Annotated in this window: 19 protein-coding genes; 13 read left to right on the top strand and 6 right to left on the bottom strand. The window is 60.5% G+C overall.

Annotation, left to right across the window (positions count from 1 at the left end; translation table 11 throughout):
- Window positions 1-157: 157 nt before the first annotated feature.
- Genes dprA through AC13QE_RS08660 form a run of 4 tightly spaced genes read right to left on the bottom strand, consistent with a single transcriptional unit; the run spans window position 158 to window position 4,200 of the window.
- Window positions 158-1,306 carry a DNA-processing protein DprA gene (gene dprA / locus AC13QE_RS08675; protein ID WP_488483369.1) on the bottom strand — a complete coding sequence of 383 codons (1,149 nt, stop codon included), beginning with the start codon at window positions 1,304-1,306 and terminating at the stop codon, window positions 158-160.
- Complete coding sequence (gene plsY / locus AC13QE_RS08670; protein ID WP_112414706.1) at window positions 1,306-1,923, bottom strand: glycerol-3-phosphate 1-O-acyltransferase PlsY; 618 nt, start codon at window positions 1,921-1,923, stop codon at window positions 1,306-1,308. Before plsY ends, dprA begins: the two co-directional genes overlap by 1 nt.
- 34 nt (window positions 1,924-1,957) lie before the next feature.
- Entirely contained in the window at window positions 1,958-3,247 is a 1,290-nt protein-coding gene (locus AC13QE_RS08665; protein ID WP_488483368.1) for a dihydroorotase, read from the bottom strand.
- Window positions 3,244-4,200: an aspartate carbamoyltransferase catalytic subunit gene (locus tag AC13QE_RS08660; RefSeq protein WP_015339549.1), complete on the bottom strand. Its 957-nt coding sequence runs from the start codon at window positions 4,198-4,200 to the stop codon at window positions 3,244-3,246. Before AC13QE_RS08660 ends, AC13QE_RS08665 begins: the two co-directional genes overlap by 4 nt.
- Window positions 4,201-4,384: 184 nt before the next feature.
- Between AC13QE_RS08660 and AC13QE_RS08655 the strand changes: the two genes are divergently transcribed.
- The 6 genes from AC13QE_RS08655 (at window position 4,385) to AC13QE_RS08630 (ending at window position 8,106) form a co-directional block, all read left to right on the top strand.
- Window positions 4,385-6,043, top strand: coding sequence for an acyl-CoA dehydrogenase family protein (locus tag AC13QE_RS08655; protein WP_488483367.1), 1,659 nt, complete (start codon window positions 4,385-4,387; stop codon window positions 6,041-6,043).
- 85 nt (window positions 6,044-6,128) lie between these two features.
- Window positions 6,129-6,374 carry a type II toxin-antitoxin system ParD family antitoxin gene (locus tag AC13QE_RS08650; RefSeq protein ID WP_488483366.1) on the top strand — a complete coding sequence of 82 codons (246 nt, stop codon included), beginning with the start codon at window positions 6,129-6,131 and terminating at the stop codon, window positions 6,372-6,374.
- A complete protein-coding gene (locus AC13QE_RS08645) occupies window positions 6,364-6,663 on the top strand; it encodes a type II toxin-antitoxin system RelE/ParE family toxin (RefSeq protein WP_488483365.1) in 300 nt (99 codons plus the stop codon). Before AC13QE_RS08650 ends, AC13QE_RS08645 begins: the two co-directional genes overlap by 11 nt.
- Window positions 6,664-6,816: 153 nt before the next feature.
- Window positions 6,817-7,473 carry a TetR/AcrR family transcriptional regulator gene (locus AC13QE_RS08640; RefSeq protein ID WP_488483364.1) on the top strand — a complete coding sequence of 219 codons (657 nt, stop codon included), beginning with the start codon at window positions 6,817-6,819 and terminating at the stop codon, window positions 7,471-7,473.
- Window positions 7,474-7,609: 136 nt separating this feature from the next.
- Window positions 7,610-7,777, top strand: a complete 168-nt coding sequence (locus AC13QE_RS08635) for a hypothetical protein (protein ID WP_162531105.1) — start codon at window positions 7,610-7,612, stop codon at window positions 7,775-7,777.
- Window positions 7,774-8,106 (top strand): DUF6105 family protein, encoded by a 333-nt coding sequence (locus AC13QE_RS08630; RefSeq protein ID WP_488483363.1) that lies wholly within the window; start codon window positions 7,774-7,776, stop codon window positions 8,104-8,106. The genes AC13QE_RS08635 and AC13QE_RS08630 overlap by 4 nt, the downstream gene beginning before the upstream one ends.
- Here the strand turns inward: AC13QE_RS08630 and ruvX are convergent.
- A complete protein-coding gene (gene ruvX, locus AC13QE_RS08625) occupies window positions 8,043-8,537 on the bottom strand; it encodes a Holliday junction resolvase RuvX (protein ID WP_488483362.1) in 495 nt (164 codons plus the stop codon). The genes AC13QE_RS08630 and ruvX overlap by 64 nt on opposite strands.
- Before the next feature lie 205 nt (window positions 8,538-8,742).
- Between ruvX and AC13QE_RS08620 the strand changes: the two genes are divergently transcribed.
- The 4 genes from AC13QE_RS08620 to AC13QE_RS08605 all read left to right on the top strand — a co-directional run bounded on the left by AC13QE_RS08620 (window position 8,743) and on the right by AC13QE_RS08605 (window position 13,589).
- Window positions 8,743-9,453 carry a metal-dependent hydrolase gene (locus tag AC13QE_RS08620; protein WP_488483361.1) on the top strand — a complete coding sequence of 237 codons (711 nt, stop codon included), beginning with the start codon at window positions 8,743-8,745 and terminating at the stop codon, window positions 9,451-9,453.
- Window positions 9,454-9,540: 87 nt separating this feature from the next.
- Complete coding sequence (gene gatC / locus AC13QE_RS08615; protein ID WP_015339557.1) at window positions 9,541-9,828, top strand: Asp-tRNA(Asn)/Glu-tRNA(Gln) amidotransferase subunit GatC; 288 nt, start codon at window positions 9,541-9,543, stop codon at window positions 9,826-9,828.
- A gap of 57 nt (window positions 9,829-9,885) precedes the next feature.
- On the top strand, window positions 9,886-11,367 hold the full coding sequence (gatA, locus tag AC13QE_RS08610) for an Asp-tRNA(Asn)/Glu-tRNA(Gln) amidotransferase subunit GatA (protein ID WP_075852316.1): 1,482 nt from the start codon (window positions 9,886-9,888) through the stop codon (window positions 11,365-11,367).
- Window positions 11,368-11,582: 215 nt separating this feature from the next.
- Complete coding sequence (locus AC13QE_RS08605) at window positions 11,583-13,589, top strand: DUF4139 domain-containing protein (protein WP_488483360.1); 2,007 nt, start codon at window positions 11,583-11,585, stop codon at window positions 13,587-13,589.
- 73 nt (window positions 13,590-13,662) lie between these two features.
- Here the strand turns inward: AC13QE_RS08605 and AC13QE_RS08600 are convergent, their stop codons facing one another.
- A complete protein-coding gene (locus AC13QE_RS08600) occupies window positions 13,663-13,920 on the bottom strand; it encodes a YjhX family toxin (RefSeq protein ID WP_015339560.1) in 258 nt (85 codons plus the stop codon).
- A 298-nt stretch (window positions 13,921-14,218) separates the two neighbouring features.
- Between AC13QE_RS08600 and AC13QE_RS08595 the strand changes: the two genes are divergently transcribed.
- The 3 genes from AC13QE_RS08595 to AC13QE_RS08585 all read left to right on the top strand — a co-directional run bounded on the left by AC13QE_RS08595 (window position 14,219) and on the right by AC13QE_RS08585 (window position 16,828).
- Window positions 14,219-14,728, top strand: coding sequence for a GNAT family N-acetyltransferase (locus AC13QE_RS08595; RefSeq protein ID WP_488483359.1), 510 nt, complete (start codon window positions 14,219-14,221; stop codon window positions 14,726-14,728).
- Between the two features lie 87 nt (window positions 14,729-14,815).
- The gene (gene gatB / locus AC13QE_RS08590) at window positions 14,816-16,321 is read left to right on the top strand and encodes an Asp-tRNA(Asn)/Glu-tRNA(Gln) amidotransferase subunit GatB (protein ID WP_488483358.1); all 1,506 of its coding nucleotides are present in this window, start codon (window positions 14,816-14,818) and stop codon (window positions 16,319-16,321) included.
- 3 nt (window positions 16,322-16,324) lie between these two features.
- The gene (locus tag AC13QE_RS08585) at window positions 16,325-16,828 is read left to right on the top strand and encodes a GNAT family N-acetyltransferase (RefSeq protein ID WP_488483357.1); all 504 of its coding nucleotides are present in this window, start codon (window positions 16,325-16,327) and stop codon (window positions 16,826-16,828) included.

Genomic DNA, 16,828 nt, shown 5'->3' with positions numbered 1-16,828 from the left:
TTCCTTAAATCGGAATCGATTGAAGCATAAAATTAGGCAGCACCTTTAACGTGTTGCAGCGACCTTTGCGCGTCATATGTGACGCGTGGCGCTGGAATGCGATTTTTGCGCTTGGCGCGACGATGCGTGCTTAGAATCGGTACGCGGATCGCAGTTTTCAATCCAGCATGGAGATCGATACGAGTCCGCCGGGATGCCGATGCAGCCGGCCGGCCATGTCGAGTTCGAGAAGAACGGAGTGAACGGCCGATATCGGCAGGCCGGTATGGCGGACGATATCGTCGATCTCGACCGGCGTCGGCCCTAGCGCCTCGACGATATGGTCTCGCTCTGCATCATCGGGTGGCGCGGAGAGCGGCTTGCTTCTTTCGACAGGTGCTGTTGCGGGGCGCGGGCGAAAGAGATCGGGCTCGGCGAGCGGCCGCAGCGCTTCGACGACATCGTCCGGTGTCGTGACGATCATCGCGCCATCTTTCAGTAGGCCGTTCGTTCCTTCGCAGCGCGGATCGAGCGGCGAGCCGGGAACGGCAAAGACGAGCCGGCCGAATTCGCCTGCAAGTCGCGCTGTTATCAACGAGCCGGAGCGCGTTGCCGCCTCGACGACCACGACACCGAGCGATATGCCCGCAATAAGTCGATTGCGGCGCGGGAAATCGCGTGCGCGGGGCTCCCAGCCGAAAGGCATCTCGCTGACGGCAAGCCCGTTGCCATCCCAGATGTCATTGAGCAGGCCGATATTCTCGGGCGGGTAGGGCTGGTCGAGCCCGCCTGCCATGGCGGCGATCGTGCCGGTGGCGAGGCTGGCGCGGTGCGCTGCCGTGTCGATGCCACGTGCCAGACCGGAAACCACCGCATAACCGGCCTCGCCGCAGATGCGTGCGATCATGGCGGTGAATTTGGCACCGCTGATCGAGGCATTCCGCGAGCCGACCATGCCGATGGCCGGCCTCGTCGCTACGGATATGTTGCCTTTGACGGCAAGCAGCGGCGGCGCGCCATCGATCTCGCGAAGGGTGGGCGGATAATCCGGCTCGCCGATGCCGACGAAACGTGCGCCGAAGCGGTGTGCTGATTCCAACTCCCGCAGGGCGTCTCGCTCATCGGCAATGCGGATCGCGCGCGTCGAGCCGCCGCGCTGCGAAAGCTCCGGCAATGCGGCCAGAGCGGATTCAGCCGAACCATAGTGATTGATGAGGTCGCGAAAGGTGGACGGTCCGACATTGTCGGAGCGGATGAGCCTGAGCCAGGCGATCCTTTGTTTTTCGGTCAGCGCAACTCCGGTCCGTCTTGCGCTGCCTGTGTCCATTATCCCTTTGCTCCGATCTTGCCTTCCGTTCCCGCGGTCAGCCGGGCAATATTGGCCCTATGCTTGTACCAGGAGATGACGGTCATCAGCGCCATGACGGCGGCGATCTTATCGGCCCCCAATATCCACAATACAACCGGGATGACAAGAGTTGCAACCAGTGCGGAAAGCGAGGAGTAGCGGGTGGTAAAGGCGATCGCCAGCCAGACGATGGCAAAGATCAGGGCCATCAGCGGTGCAAGCCCGAGCAGGATGCCGAGATAGGTAGCGACACCCTTGCCGCCCTTGAAGCCGATCCAGACCGGGAAGATGTGACCGATGAAGGCGGCAAAGCCGGCAAGAACGCCGGCATCCTCGCCAAAGAAATGCGCGGTGATCAGCACGGCGGCCGTACCCTTGAAGGCATCGAGCAGCAGGGTTGCGGCTGCAAGCCCCTTGTTGCCGGTGCGCAGCACGTTGGTCGCGCCGATATTGCCCGAACCGATGTTGCGCACGTCGCCGAGCCCGGCCATGCGGGTCAGCAGGAGGCCGAAGGGAATGGAGCCGAGCAGATAGCCGATGACAAGCGCGGCCAGCGCGGTCTGCAGGGTAAGCTGCCAAGTCCAGAAATCAGCCATCGCGTCTTATTCTCCGTAAACCCTGGCGATTGCCTTAGAGACTGTGAACCAGCTTGCCGGCGACATAGGTTGCAACCGCCCGGCCGCTCATTCTCGCGTCTTCGAAGGGCGTATTCTTCGAGCGCGACAAAAGCATGTCTTTTGCGACAAGCCAAGGCTCGTCGAGATCGACGAGAGCGATATCCGCTTTGGCGCCGGGCTTCAGTGTGCCGGCGGGCAGCCCGAAGATCTGTGCCGGCCGCGTCGAGAGCGCATCGACGAGCCGCATTAGGCTGACTTGGCCGCTATGATAGAGCCGGAGCGCTGCCGGAAGCAGCGTTTCCAGCCCGACCGCACCGTCCTCTGCCTCGCCGAACGGCAGGCGTTTCGTATCGACATCCTGCGGATCATGCGAGGAGACGATGATGTCGATCGTGCCGTCGGCCAGGGCCTCGATCATGCCTGTGCGGTCATCCTCTGAGCGCAGCGGCGGGTAGAGCTTGAAGAAGGTCCGGTACTCGCCGATGTCGTTCTCGTTGAGCGCGAGATTGTTGATGGAGATGCCGCAGGTGACCTTGGCGCCACGCGAACGGGCGAGGCGGATTGCCTCCGCCGATTCCGGCACTGAGATCATAGCGGCGTGGTAATGGCTGCGCGTCAGCGTCGCGACGCGGAGGTCGCGCTCGAGCGGGATCAGTTCAGCTTCCTTCGGAATGCCGGAGAGGCCAAGCCAGCTTGCGAGCAGTCCTTCATGCATCACGCCGTTTGCGCCGAGGTATTTGTCGCGCGTCTCGCAGGAAATGACAGCGCCGAATTCGCGCGCATAGGTCATCACCCGGCGCAGGACCTGGCTATCGTGAAGGCTGGAATGTGCGTCGGTAAACACGACGGCTCCGGCTTCGCGCAGCAGGCCGATTTCCGTCATCTCCTCGCCGGCAAGTCCCTTGGTGAGAGCCGCTGCCGGATAGACGTTGACGACAGCCGTGTCGCGGGCCGTCTTGCGGACGAATTCGACCAGCGCGATATCGTCGATGACGGGGTTCGTGTCCGGCATCATGATGAAGGAAGTGACGCCGCCGGCCGCAGCCGCACGGCTCGCAGAGGCGATCGTTTCGCGATGTTCGCCGCCAGGCTCGCCGACATGGACACGCGCATCGACCAGGCCGGGAATGGCGACAAGCCCATTGCAGTCGCGAACGGTCGCGCCCTTGGGAACGCCGTGGCTCTTCGCATCTTTGCCGGAGGCTACGATCACACCGTCTTCGACGACGATCGTGCCGACCTCGTCGAGGTCGCGGGAGGGATCGATGATGCGGACGTTCTGGAAGACGATCGAGTTGCTCATGCGCCTGCTCCCTCCGTGCGAGGTCCCTGGTTCTGTGAAACGAGCAGGGTTTCCATCACGGCCATGCGGACGGCGACGCCCATCTCCACCTGTTCGGCGATGACGCTTTGCGGGCCGTCGGCCACCTCTGAGGCGATTTCCACCCCGCGGTTCATCGGCCCCGGGTGCATGACCAACGCATCCTCCTTGGCGACCTTAAGCGTTTCGGCGTCGAGCCCGTAGAAGTGATAATACTCTCGCACCGAGGGCACGAAGGCGCCGGACATACGCTCGCGCTGCAGCCGCAGCATCATTACAACGTCGGCATCCTTCAGCCCTTCTTTCATCGAATGGAAGACTTCAACACCCATGTCGGCGATGCCGGCTGGCAGCAACGTGGCGGGTGCGACAACGCGGACGCGTGCACCCATGGCGTTGAGAAGCAGGATATTGGAGCGGGCCACGCGCGAATGCAGCACGTCGCCGCAGATGGCGACGATGATGCGCGAGAGCTTGCCCTTTGCGCGGCGGATCGTCAGCGCGTCGAGCAGGGCCTGGGTGGGATGCTCGTGCTGGCCGTCGCCGGCGTTGACGACGGAGCAGGAGACCTTCTGCGCCAAGAGCGCGGCAGCGCCCGCGCTCGAATGGCGGATAACAAGCACATCAGGCCGCATGGCATTCAGCGTCATCGCCGTATCGATCAGCGTCTCGCCCTTTTTGACCGAGGAGTTGCCGACCGACATGTTCATCACATCGGCGCCCAACCGTTTTCCGGCAAGCTCGAAGGAGGATTGCGTGCGCGTCGATGCTTCGAAGAAGAGATTGATCTGCGTCAGCCCGCGAAGCGTCGATGTCTTTTTCTCGCGCTGGCGGCTGATCTTGACCGCCTCGTCGGCCTTGTCGAGAAGATAGGTGATATCCTGCTCGGTGAGGCCCTTGATGCCAATGAGGTGGCGGTGGGGAAAGAAGACCATGAACCTGCCTCCGGATTTCGTCAGGCGGTCTATAAAGAGGGAGCGCCGATGGGGCAAGCGGGGGTATCTGCTGAGGCCGTTTGTTCCCCATGCAATTTCGCCCGAATCCCGCTACAGGAGCGATGCCGGTGGGAGACGTAACTTCCAGTTTCCCTTTGCAACCCACTTGTTCTACAAGCGATTCATGACCCAAGCGACCCGGACTGACGACCCCTTTGCCGACCTGAACCAGCCGAGCCTCTGGACCGGCATCAATGCTTATCGTTCCGATCCGCTGATCGTCGATCTCACCTCCAGCCTGCCGCGTTCGATACGGGAAGAGCTGGAGCAGCATGGTCGTTTCGTCACCTCGCATGAGGCGCAGGAACTGGCGCGCATGGCGAACCAAGGCGTGCCGCAACTGCGCACCCACGGCCCGCGCGGCGAGCGTCTCGATGTCGTCGAGTTTCACCCCGCCTGGCACGCGCTGATGCGTCGCTCCATGGCGATGGGCCTGCATTCCTCGATCTGGGATGCGCAGGCTGACCCTGAAGCGAAGGGTCATTCGCATAAAGTGCGCGCCGCCCGTTTCTATCTGACGGCGCAGCTCGAATGCGGCCACCTCTGCCCCCTCACGATGACCAGTGCCTCCGTCGCCGCCATGATGGCTTCCCCAGCAGTGCAGAAGGATTGGGCACCGAAGATTCTCTCGCGTAAGTACGATTCGTCCAACAAGCCCGCCATGCAGAAGAGCGCCGTCACTATCGGCATGGGCATGACGGAAAAGCAGGGCGGCACGGATGTGCGTGCCAACCGGACGAGTGCCGATAAGGTCAGCGAAGGCATCTACAGGCTTTCGGGCCACAAGTGGTTCATGTCGGCGCCGATGAGCGATGCCTTCATCATGCTGGCGCAGACCAAGGACGGCATGGGCTGCTTCCTGGTGCCGCGGCTGCTTGAGGATGGTTCGGCCAACGGCCTGCACTTCCAGCGGCTGAAGGATAAGCTCGGCAACCGCTCGAACGCTTCCTCGGAAGTGGAGTTCACCGACACTTTCGGCTTTCTGCTCGGCGCGCCCGATGGCGGCATCCGCACGATCCTTAACATGGTGACGCTGACGCGGCTCGACTGCGCTCTGGCCTCCGCCGGCATCATGCGCGCCTCGCTCGCCGAAGCCGTGCATCACGCTCGCGGCCGCAGCGTCTTCGGCAAGATGCTGGTCAACCAGCCGATCATGACGCGCGTACTTGCCGATATGGCGCTCGATGTCGCCGCCGCGACCGCGCTCGCCTTCCGTCTGGCTGAAGCTTTCGACAAGGCCAGCGGCAGCACGGAAGATGCGGCCTATGCCCGCGTCATGACGCCGGTCGCCAAATATTGGTGCTGCAAGATCGCGCCCGCGCTGATCTACGAGGCCATGGAGTGCATCGGCGGCAGCGGCTACATCGAAGAGCGTCCGATTGCCCGCCATTACCGCGAAGCCCCCGTCAATGCGATCTGGGAAGGCTCCGGCAATGTCATGGCGCTTGATGTGCTGCGCGTATTGAACCGGGGCAAGGACCTGTTCGAGACCGTCTTTGCCGGTCTCGCCCGCGATCTCGGCCCGGCCGGCAAGAAGACCATCGATGTCCTGCGCGCGGCCATGGCACTTTGCGAGCAGGATGAGGGCGCTGCACGCCTGCTGGTCGAACAGATGGCGCTCGCGGCCGGTGCTGCCGAGCTTTATCGCCTGGGAGCCGGCAAGATCGCCGATGCCTTCATCGAAACCCGTCTTGCTGGCGGCTGGCGCGCCACCTATGGCATGCTCGATTCGCGCTTCGATGCCAGCTACATCGTCGATCTGCTGTATCCACCAGCGACATAGCGCTGCGCCAGCGGTTCTGTCGCGGCATCCTTGATTGATGCGATACCAATATTTATTATCTATTGATATCGGCAAGGAGGGCTCCATGGCTCGCAACACATCCGTCTCGCTGGGAGATCATTTCAGCGCCTTCATCGAGGCACAGATAAAGACAGGCCGATATGGCTCTGCCAGTGATGTTGTTCGCGCGGGCCTGCGCCTGCTTGAAGAGCACGAGGCAAAGGTCAGGGCTCTGCAGGATGCGTTGATCACTGGGGAAGAATCCGGGCAGGTTGCTTCCTTCGATAACGCCGCATTCCTCCAGCGAATGCGCACGACCTATGGTGAATAGGCCTCGCAAGTACGGTCTTTCCCCGCTTGCGGTGGCCGATCTTGAAGGTATCTGGCGATATACGGTCGAGAACTGGTCTGTAAGACAAGCCGAGATCTACCATGCCGAAATCGTCGAGGCTTTCGAGGGATTGGCATCCGGTCTAAAAATTGGCCGCGCGACCGACATCCGCGACGGCTATTTCAAATATGCCGTAGGGTCCCATGTGATCTACTATCTTTTGCGGGATGGTGAAATCGCGATCATTCGCATATTGCACCGGCGAATGGATGTCGGTCGGCATCTTTGAAGAGATGTCTGGCGTCCGAAACGACAGTGTGGTTTGGTCAGTTTCTCTAATCTGTGGATTCGCGCGTTTTGACGGACAGAGGCCTGACGGCTTTGTTGTTTAGGGCGACTTGGCTTGTTATTCACCGCTCGGTGACAGATTGGAGTCGAGTCGATGGCCCCCGCAAACGCTGCCGTTAAAATCCCTTTGGAAATGCCTGTCGTGGAAAAGCGCGTGCGCAATCGCGCCGCGACTGAGCAGGCAATCCTGGACGCCGCCAAACGCCTTCTGGCGGAGGAGGGGTTCCAGAATTTCGGTATCAATGCGGTGGCCCGCGGTGCCGGCTGCGACAAGCAGCTGATTTACCGCTATTACGGCGGCCTCGACGGCCTGGTGGAAGCCATCGGCACCGATCTCGGCAGCTGGGTGACGGATCGCATTCCGGACGATACCGGCGGCATGTTCCTTCTGACCTATGGGGATCTGATGGAGCGGCTTTCGATGCTATTTCTCGATGCCTTGCGGGCCGATCCGCTGATGCGCCGCATCGTTGCTTGGGAAGTCTCGGAAAATAGCGAGCAGGTGCGCCGCCTGTCGGAAGCACGTTCGAAGGCGCTCGCCGGCTGGATCGAGCGCATGCGCGGCTCGCTGGTGCCGCCCAAGGGCGTCGATGCCCAGGCGGTCAACGCCATGATCTTTGCCGCCATTCAGCACATCGTGCTGGCGTCAGCCGTCAGCGATCAATGCGCCGGCCTCGCATTGAAAAACGGCAAGGATTGGGAGAAGGCAGCAACGGCCTTGAAGCGGATCGTGCGCGGCGTCTACGGCTGATATCGACCACCGGGCAGCGGATATCCACAGGCTCGCTCGGCCATTAACCTTAACAAATGGTTTACATTGCGCCGCAGCGGTTAACTCGTCACTGTTGGAAGATGATTAGTTAACCATCAAGCGTGCAGCAATGGGGTTGAAGCCCACTAAATTCGTGTTTCTCGTGACGGCAGTGATGTTCTTCGCCGTGCTCGCACTAGATATTACGCTGCCCGCGATGGTCTTGAGCGCCATGGCGCTGTCGAACTGGCTCGTCCTTTCGGCTGGCACGACGCAATTTCAGCGTCGAAGGGGTACCGCATGAAGTGGTTGTTGATTTGCTGGGCCGGACCGGTCTCGTTTCTCGGGGTATGGTATTACCTGTCGTACTACGACATGAGTTTTGGCATCTTCATGCTGACGCGGCAGATGCATGACCTCGTGTTCGACATTTACGGCCAGATTCTCGGCATTCCGCCGGAAACCATCCCGCCGCTGGTCGCGCGCGCGATCGCTTTCGACAGCGTCCTTGTGTTCGCGATTTTCGGCTTTCGCCGCCGCGCTGCCATCATCGAATGGTGGAGGCGCCGTCAGGCATCGAGGTCGGGCAAGGCCGCTCTTCCGAGTGCCGATAGCCTATCCAACGCTCCCTGAAGAATGAAGCTTGCCGCTGCCGAGTCGATCCGCTCGGCGCGCTTGGCCCGCGAGACGTCCATTTCTAGAAGCGCTCGCTCGGCGGCAACGGTCGAGAGCCGCTCGTCCCAGAACACGAAGGGTAGGGCGGTCTTTTCCGCCATGCTGCGCACGAAGGCGCGGGTTGCCTGTACGCGCGGTCCGGCAGAACCATCCATATTCATCGGAAGCCCTATGACGAAGGCTGCGACCTTTTCCTTCTCGGCGAAAGCAAGCAATGTTTGGGCATCCTGGGTGAATTTCACGCGCTTGAGGACCGGGCGAGGCGTAGCAAAGCGCCGCCCGAGATCGGACATCGCGAGCCCGATCGTCTTCGTGCCGAGATCGAGACCGGCGATCGGCTGGCCGGGCAGGAGCATCACGGCTAGGTCTTCGATGGTCAGCGTCGTCATCAGGGTCTCGCTCTCGTCAAAACAAATTGAAGTCCTAACCGCTTTTCTTTGCTGCGGTTTGGGATATCTCCTAGAGCATTTCCAGCAAAAGCGCACAGCGGTTTTGCCTGCGGAAATGCGGAAGAGCCAATAGAAGGAGCGTTTCCATCGGAAATGCTCCAGACACCAGCCTTTCATTTCAAATCAAGTCATAAGGAGAAATCCAATGAAGATCACCTGGCTCGGCCATGCCGCTTTTCGTATCGAAACGGCCAATGCAAAAATACTGATCGATCCATTTCTGTCTTACAATTCTTCCTTTGCGGCCGCCGGTCTCAACATCAAGGACGTTGCGCAAGGCGTCACCCATATCCTGCTGACGCATGGACATGCAGACCACGTCGGCGACACGGTTCAGATCGCCAAGGATACCGGCGCCGTCGTTCTCGCCAATGCTGACCTCGCTTCCTGGCTCGGCACCAAGGGCGTCGAGAAGCTGGAAATGGGCAATACCGGCGGCACAGTCGGCCTCGGCGGCTTCTCGGCCACCTTTACAAATGCACTGCATTCCTCCGCCCAGATCACCGAGGACGGCGTTTCCCACGCGCTCGGCAACCCGAACGGCCTGATGCTGCATTTCGACGACGAGCCGACGCTGTTCCACATGGGTGATACGGATATCTTCTCGGATATGGCTCTCATCAACGAGCTGCATCAGCCCGATATCGGCATCGTGCCGATCGGCGACCGCTTCACCATGGGCGGTGCGGTGGCGGCACTCGCCTGCCAGCGCTTCTTCAACTTCAAGACCGCAATTCCCTGCCACTACGGCACCTTCCCGATCATCGATCCGACGCCGGAAAAGTTCATCGCCGGCATGGACGGTTCGAAGACCGCGGTTGCCGCGCCGAAGGCGGGCGAGAGCGTTTCTGCCTGACGATACCCGTTGCGTATGGCGGGCATGGCCTTTATAGCGTGAAGCAAATCCACTTTTGGTGGATAATCTTGCTATCCGGAGAATGCCATGTCCGTCGATCTCGCTACTGTCAAACGCGTCGCCCATCTCGCCCGCATCGCCGTCAATGAAGACGAAGCGCAGCGGATGATGGGCGAGCTTAACGGCATTCTGGGCTTCGTCGAGCAGCTTTCCGAAGTGAATGTCGATGGCGTCGAAGCCATGACCTCGGTAACCCCGATGGCGATGAAGAAGCGCACCGACGAAGTAACGGACGGCAACAAGGCCGCCGACATCGTCGCCAATGCGCCGAATACCGATCAGAATTTCTTCCTGGTGCCCAAAGTCGTCGAATAACGGTTCCTTCGAGCCTTTCCGACCCGTTGCCCAATTCCAGATCTGAAGCGAAACAAAATGAGCGAACTGACCAGCCTGACCATTGCCGAAGCCCGCGACAAGCTGCGTGCCAAGCAGATTACTGCCACTGAACTGACCGAGGCCTATATCTCGGCGATCGATGCGGCCAACGGTCAGATCAATGCCTATATCGCTGTTACGCCCGACAAGGCGCGCGAGATGGCCAAGGCCTCGGACGCCCGTCTCGCCGCCGGCAACGCCGGCGCGCTCGAAGGCATTCCCCTTGGCATCAAGGATCTGTTCGGCACCGAAGGCATCCATACCCAGGCCTGCAGCCACATTCTCGACGGCTTCAAGCCGCGCTACGAATCGACCGTCACGCAGAACCTCTGGAATGACGGCGCCGTCATGCTGGGCAAGCTCAACATGGACGAGTTCGCCATGGGCTCCTCCAACGAAAGCTCCTACTACGGCCCGGTCATCAACCCCTGGCGTGCCGAGGGTTCGAACCAGCAGCTGGTTCCGGGCGGCTCGTCCGGCGGTTCGGCTGCAGCCGTTGCCGCGCATCTCTGCGCCGGCGCGACCGCGACCGATACCGGCGGCTCCATCCGCCAGCCGGCCGCCTTCACGGGCACCGTCGGCATCAAGCCGACCTATGGCCGCTGCTCGCGCTGGGGCATCGTCGCCTTCGCCTCGTCGCTCGACCAGGCCGGGCCGATTGCCCGCGACGTGCGCGACGCCGCCATCCTTCTGAAGTCGATGGCAAGCGTCGATGCGAAGGATACGACCTCCGTCGACCTGCCGGTGCCGGACTACGAAGCCTCGCTCGGCCAGTCGCTGAAGGGCATGAAGATCGGCATCCCCAACGAATACCGCGTCGACGGTATGCCGGAAGAGATCGAAACGCTCTGGCAGCAGGGCATCGCCTGGCTGAAGGATGCCGGCGCCGAGATCGTCAACATCTCCCTGCCGCATACGAAATATGCGCTGCCGGCCTATTACATCGTCGCGCCTGCCGAGGCTTCGTCGAACCTCGCCCGTTACGACGGCGTCCGCTACGGCCTGCGCGTCGACGGCAAGGACATCGTCGACATGTATGAAAAGACGCGCGCTGCCGGTTTCGGTCAGGAAGTGAAGCGCCGCATCATGATCGGCACCTATGTTCTGTCGGCCGGTTACTACGACGCCTATTATCTGCGCGCGCAGAAGGTCCGTACGCTGATCAAGCGTGACTTCGAGCTGGCCTTCAATGCCGGCGTCGACGCGATCTTGACTCCGGCCACGCCGTCCTCGGCCTTCGGCATCGCCGACGAGGACCTCGCTTCCGATCCGGTGAAGATGTACCTGAACGACATCTTCACGGTGACGGTCAACATGGCTGGCCTGCCTGGTATCGCCGTTCCCGCCGGCCTCGACCCCAAGGGCCTGCCGCTCGGCCTGCAGCTCATCGGCAAGCCGTTCGAAGAAGAAACCCTCTTCAAGACCGCCCACGTCATCGAACAGGCCGCCGGCAAGTTCACGCCGGCGAAGTGGTGGTAAGCGCTACCCTCGGACGAGGGGGCTTGATGAACGATCTCGTCAAGTTTTGCGGAGTTTAAAGCCAATAGAAAAAGGGTCGTCCGGAAATCCGGACGGCCCTTTTTCATGTGCCAATATTCCGCCCGCGCGCCATCACACTTTGGACCGAAATACGATCATAAATTGCAGCCGGCCGCTTGGTCTCGTCCTCTGCAACCGAATCGGAAGGTCTCTTCATGCTCAAGCAAGTCACGGCGATCCTGCTCCTCAGCGCGTCCTTTCCAGCGATTGCGCTGGCGGCCGACAACGGGGCCGCCATTCGATCCATTACCTTGTCCTCGGGCGGCCTAGCCCAGGTGTCTCGATCAGCCGATATCAGTAGCGACGGCGTGATCCGGATCGAGGTACCGCTCGATCAGGTCGATGATATCCTGAAGAGCCTTGTGGTGAATGGGTCGGCGGGCTCGGTGGCCGGCATGTCGCTAGCCGGCCTACAGCCGTTGCAGGAGACCTTCAAGGGCCTGCCGTTCACGCCCGAAGCGCTTTCGTCCGTGCCGTCGCTTCTGACATCGATGCAGGGCGCCAGGGTGTCCGTCACCAGCGGGGGAAAGACCGTCGAGGGAAATATTCTCGGTATCGAGACGAGAAAGTCCGGCGATAAAGCAGCGGCTTACCTGCTCACCGTTATCGATAGGGATGGCGCAGTGGAGACGCTGGCACTGGGCGAGGACGCATCCGTCCGGTTTGAGGATGCCGAACTGAGAGCGAAGATTGCCAAAGCTGCGGCAGCCATCGCCCACGGCAAGAACGATCGCACCCGCACCATCGACATCAAGCTGAACGGTGTGAAGGACGGCAGCACCGTCGGCCTGACCTATGTCGTGCCGTCTCCAATCTGGAAAACGGCTTACAAGGTCGTGATCGACGAAAAGAATAGGGCACGTCTGCAGGCATGGACGGTGCTGGAGAACGCCAGCGGCGAAGACTGGAAAGGCGTGAAACTGACGCTGACCTCGGCCGAACCGGTAACGCTGAAGCAGGGTCTGCACAAGCTCTATTGGCGTGAGCGGCAGGAGGTGCCGGTCAACACGGCGTCGAATAATGTTCCTGATCCCGATAGCGGCGACCTGTCCAACCGACAGCCCCTGCCGGCGAATTTCGAGGAACGGGCGGCACCCGCACCCGCAAAAGCGATGATGGGCGGCGTCAGTAGGAAGGCAGCGGCAGACACTGCTGACGAGCTGGAAAAGCCGGCTAGACCCATGCAAATGGCTGCAGTCGATCCCACCACTGCGACCGAAAGCGATATCTCCGCTACTTTCGAGCTCCCAGGCACTTACGATCTGGCCAATGGCGATACCTTGTCGGTGCCGATCATGGATGCGGATGTGGAAGCCGACATGGTGGACATGTATCGGGCCGGCAGTGCCTATCGCAATCCCATCGCCGCCGTGATGCTCAGGAACAGCACCGGTGTCAGCATGCCGGCAGGAATTCTGACGCTCTATGACGGCAAGACGGGCTACATTGGCGATTCTCAGCTATCGGCGCTGCCGAAGGACGACACGCGCCTCGCCAGCTTCGCGACCGATCGTAAGGTAACGATCAGCGAGCAGCAGATGCCGACAGAGGAGATTGTCTCGCTGAAAGTCGCCGATGGCGTGATGAATGCCACCGTCAAATATCGTCAGACGACGACTTACACCGTATCGGGCGCGCTGGACGGCGAACGGACTGTTGTCATCGAGCATCCGATCCGGGATGGCTGGTCATTCTCCTCGGCTGAAAGCTTCGGCAAGACGGCAACGCATCAGCGTCTCAAGGCGGTCGTGCCGGCAGGCACGGAGAAAGTGTTGACCGCAGTCGACGAGCAGCTTCAGAGCAGCAGTTATGCTTTGGTCGATGCCGAACCGGACCTGCTGCTGGGATGGTCGGCTTCGGCACATGACAAGGCACTTACGGATAAGCTGACAAACCTCGCCGATGCACGCAAAAGGCAGGTTGCCGTCCAGAACGATCTGGAGCGCCTCGACAGCGAAATCGAGAAGACCACCAGCGAACAAGAACGGATAAGACAGAATCTCGGTGCCGTACCTGACAATAGCGATCTGAAGAAACGCTATTTGAAGGCTCTGGCAAATAGCGAGGATCAAATCGCTGCCCTCAACGAAAGGCGCGATGCGGTGCAGGCAGAAAACGATCGCCGCGGTGATGACGTGGCGGAGATCATCCGCAGCTTCTGATCGCCCAGCGCTTTCTTTTCCGAATAGTATCGCTCGACGAGAGCCGCCTCATTCGGCGGCTCTCGTGTCCGGTTTATCGATTGTTCAACTGCGCCCTCACCAGCCGCAATCCCTTTTCGCTGATGCGATAGGGATGGCCGTCGGTGGATTTTATCGCCTTGAGACGCTTCAGTCGTCGGAAGAGGTCGAGGTCGAAATCGGGGTAGACCCAGCCATCTCGCGTAAAGCAGTAGACTGTCTCGATCTTCTTATTGTCGCTGCGTTCGATTTCGATGCGCCCGCCCTGGGCGAGCAGGTGGAGAATGCGCTGTTCCGCGCGGGAAATGTCCATTGTCGTCAGAATCCATATAGCGCCAAAGGGCGCACAAAAACGATCCGAGCCTTCCCTTCGGGAAGTCGGGGCTTCGTTTTTCAGGCCCGGCACGCAAGAAGACTTGCGAGCGGGGCCTCTACCGGGACTGACAAAAGTTAGACATCAAAACTCCGTTGATGTTTCTCTCTAAAGCAGGTTGCGCCACGTCGTCAAGTTCAACCCATTCGATGCGTTTTGCTTCATAGCTGTTTGCCAATCTCGCCGCTGGCAAATGCTTTCTATGGGTGCTTTACTATCTCCAAATAGCGGGGGCTCGATGATCCACATTCGCAATGCCCATGAAGGTGAAACGGCGGTGCTTGCAAGCATCGGCCTGCGCTCCTGGCAAAAGGCGATGAGCGCGATCGGCGGCACGGGTGAACTGCTGGAGAGTGCCAGCGAAGCCTTTGAAAATTTCACCCGCAATCTCTGGCTGACGATATCAGTCATAGAGCTCAACGGCGAGGCTGTGGGTTGGGCGGCGCGCGAGGCGCTGGACGAGGCGATTTCCGATTTCTGGATCGATCCGGATTTCGTCAGACGCGGCCTCGGCACGGCGCTTTTGGCGCGGATCGAAGCGGATGTGCGCGGGCAGGGACTGGAGAAGGTTTCATTGCAGAGCCACGCAGGCAACACCGATGCCATAGGCTTCTTCAGGGCACGCGGCTATGAAATCCGCTGGCTGTCGATCGTCTATTCCCCCAAGCTCGACAGCGACGTGCCGACGGTCGGGCTTTCGAAATCGCTGGTCGATGACAGCGACGGCGCCTATGGCCCGGGCATATAGCAAGCGGTCGATGCCGAAAGCCTTGCGCCGTCACGCCAATTGCTCTACCTCACCAAAGCAGAAAACAGCATTATACAAGAGCTTCCCATGACCATTGTCGACGTCCGTACGCCTGATCCGAAACGCTTCATTCCCGGTGCCACCGGTGATTGGGAAGTCGTTATCGGGATGGAAGTCCACGCCCAGGTGCTGAGCAAGTCCAAGCTCTTCTCCGGCGCCTCGACGGAGTTTGGCAAGCCGCAGAATTCCAACGTGTCGCTGGTCGATGCCGCCATGCCAGGCATGCTGCCCGTCATCAACGAGGAATGCGTGAAGCAGGCCGTGCGCACCGGTCTCGGCCTGAAGGCGCAGATCAACAAACGCTCGATCTTCGACCGCAAGAACTACTTCTATCCCGATCTGCCGCAGGGCTATCAGATCTCACAGTTCAAGGATCCGATCATCGGCGAGGGCAAGATCGTCATCTCACTTGGGCCGGATCGCCAGGGCCAGTTCGAGGACATCGTGATCGGCATCGAGCGTCTGCATCTGGAACAGGATGCAGGCAAGTCGATGCACGACCAGCATGCGACGATGTCCTATGTCGACCTGAACCGCTCCGGCGTTGCGTTGATGGAAATCGTCTCCAAGCCGGATATCCGCTCGTCGGACGAGGCCAAGGCCTATATGACGAAGCTGCGCTCGATCGTGCGCTATCTCGGCACCTGCGACGGCAATATGGACGAAGGCTCCATGCGCGCCGACGTCAACGTCTCGGTCCGCCGTCCAGGCGGCGAATTCGGCACGCGCTGCGAAATCAAGAACGTCAACTCCATCCGCTTCATCGGTCAGGCGATCGAATATGAAGCGCGCCGGCAGATCGGCATTCTGGAAGACGGCGGCACGATCGACCAGGAAACCCGCCTGTTCGATCCGAACAAGGGCGAGACGCGGTCGCTGCGCACGAAGGAAGATGCGCATGACTACCGCTATTTCCCCGATCCGGATCTGCTGCCGCTCGAATTCGACGATGCCTTCGTCGCGGAGCTTGCCGAGCATCTGCCTGAGCTGCCAGACGACAAGAAGGAACGTTTCGTCCGCGAACTCGGCCTCTCGATCTACGACGCTTCCGTGCTTGTCTCGGAAAAGGCGATCGCCGATTATTTCGAAGCTGTTGCTACCGGCCGCGATGGCAAGATGGCTGCCAACTGGGTCATCAACGACCTCCTGGGCGCTCTGAACAGAATCGGCAAAGACATTGAAGAGACTCCGGTTTCGCCCGCTCAGCTCGGCGCGATCATCGACCTCATCAAGGCCGAAACGATCTCCGGCAAGATCGCCAAGGATCTGTTCGAAATCGTGCTCACCGAGGGCGGCGATCCTGCCGAGATCGTCGAAGCCCGCGGCATGAAGCAGGTCACGGATACCGGCGCGATCGAAAAGGCTGTCGACGAGATCATCGCCGCCAATCCGGATCAGGTTGCCAAGGTCAAGGCTAAGCCGACGCTCGCCGGCTGGTTCGTCGGCCAGGTGATGAAGTCGACGGGCGGCAAGGCCAACCCACAGGCGGTGCAGGCGCTGGTCAAGGCCAAGCTCGGCATCGAAGAGGAATAATCGGTGTTCTTCGTCCGCACCGCCAGCGAGCAGGACTTGGAAAAGGTCCGCGCTCTGCTCGGCGAAACATGGCATGCGACCTATGACCGGATCTATGGGCCGGAAAGGGTCAGCGAGCTGCATGCCTCCTGGCACTCGCCGGCCTCGCTGAAGGCGCGGCTGGCGAACAAGAATTCGGAATTCCTTGTGGCCGATGACGGCAAGACAATCGGTGGCATGGGCTATGCCGCCATGTCCAAGGAGATGACGAAAACCGTCATGCTCCACATGCTTTATGTCAGTCCAAAGCATCAGCGCGAGGGTATCGGCCGCGATATTTTCGCTGAGCTGGAGACCTGTTTCCCGGATGCGGAGATCATGCGCCTCGAAGTCGATCCGCAGAACGAGCCTGCGATCGCCTTTTACCAAGCCCATGGCTTTGTCGAGGTCGGCCGCACGGAAAACTGCGGCAATGGGCAGTCCGGCATTCCAGCGCTGATCTTCGAGAAGCCGTTGACGGCCCACTGA

The sequence above is a fragment of the Martinezella sp. CNPSo 3957 genome (assembly GCF_057784395.1).
The sequence above is the reverse complement of the archived record's forward strand: the minus strand, read 5'-3'. Positions and strand labels throughout refer to the sequence as shown.

Excerpts from the sequence above, each read along its gene's own strand:
- AC13QE_RS08620 (WP_488483361.1), top strand. The coding sequence starts at position 8,743 with ATGAAGATCACCTGGCTCGGCCATGCCGCTTTTCGTATCGAAACGGCC.
- plsY (WP_112414706.1), bottom strand. The coding sequence starts at position 1,923 with ATGGCTGATTTCTGGACTTGGCAGCTTACCCTGCAGACCGCGCTGGCC.
- AC13QE_RS08595 (WP_488483359.1), top strand. The coding sequence starts at position 14,219 with ATGATCCACATTCGCAATGCCCATGAAGGTGAAACGGCGGTGCTTGCA.
- dprA (WP_488483369.1), bottom strand. The coding sequence starts at position 1,306 with ATGGACACAGGCAGCGCAAGACGGACCGGAGTTGCGCTGACCGAAAAA.
- AC13QE_RS08640 (WP_488483364.1), top strand. The coding sequence starts at position 6,817 with ATGGCCCCCGCAAACGCTGCCGTTAAAATCCCTTTGGAAATGCCTGTC.
- gatB (WP_488483358.1), top strand. The coding sequence starts at position 14,816 with ATGACCATTGTCGACGTCCGTACGCCTGATCCGAAACGCTTCATTCCC.
- AC13QE_RS08660 (WP_015339549.1), bottom strand. The coding sequence starts at position 4,200 with ATGGTCTTCTTTCCCCACCGCCACCTCATTGGCATCAAGGGCCTCACC.
- gatA (WP_075852316.1), top strand. The coding sequence starts at position 9,886 with ATGAGCGAACTGACCAGCCTGACCATTGCCGAAGCCCGCGACAAGCTG.
- AC13QE_RS08665 (WP_488483368.1), bottom strand. The coding sequence starts at position 3,247 with ATGAGCAACTCGATCGTCTTCCAGAACGTCCGCATCATCGATCCCTCC.
- ruvX (WP_488483362.1), bottom strand. The coding sequence starts at position 8,537 with ATGACGACGCTGACCATCGAAGACCTAGCCGTGATGCTCCTGCCCGGC.
- AC13QE_RS08655 (WP_488483367.1), top strand. The coding sequence starts at position 4,385 with ATGACCCAAGCGACCCGGACTGACGACCCCTTTGCCGACCTGAACCAG.
- gatC (WP_015339557.1), top strand. The coding sequence starts at position 9,541 with ATGTCCGTCGATCTCGCTACTGTCAAACGCGTCGCCCATCTCGCCCGC.
- AC13QE_RS08630 (WP_488483363.1), top strand. The coding sequence starts at position 7,774 with ATGAAGTGGTTGTTGATTTGCTGGGCCGGACCGGTCTCGTTTCTCGGG.
- AC13QE_RS08605 (WP_488483360.1), top strand. The coding sequence starts at position 11,583 with ATGCTCAAGCAAGTCACGGCGATCCTGCTCCTCAGCGCGTCCTTTCCA.
- AC13QE_RS08650 (WP_488483366.1), top strand. The coding sequence starts at position 6,129 with ATGGCTCGCAACACATCCGTCTCGCTGGGAGATCATTTCAGCGCCTTC.
- AC13QE_RS08600 (WP_015339560.1), bottom strand. The coding sequence starts at position 13,920 with ATGGACATTTCCCGCGCGGAACAGCGCATTCTCCACCTGCTCGCCCAG.
- AC13QE_RS08645 (WP_488483365.1), top strand. The coding sequence starts at position 6,364 with ATGGTGAATAGGCCTCGCAAGTACGGTCTTTCCCCGCTTGCGGTGGCC.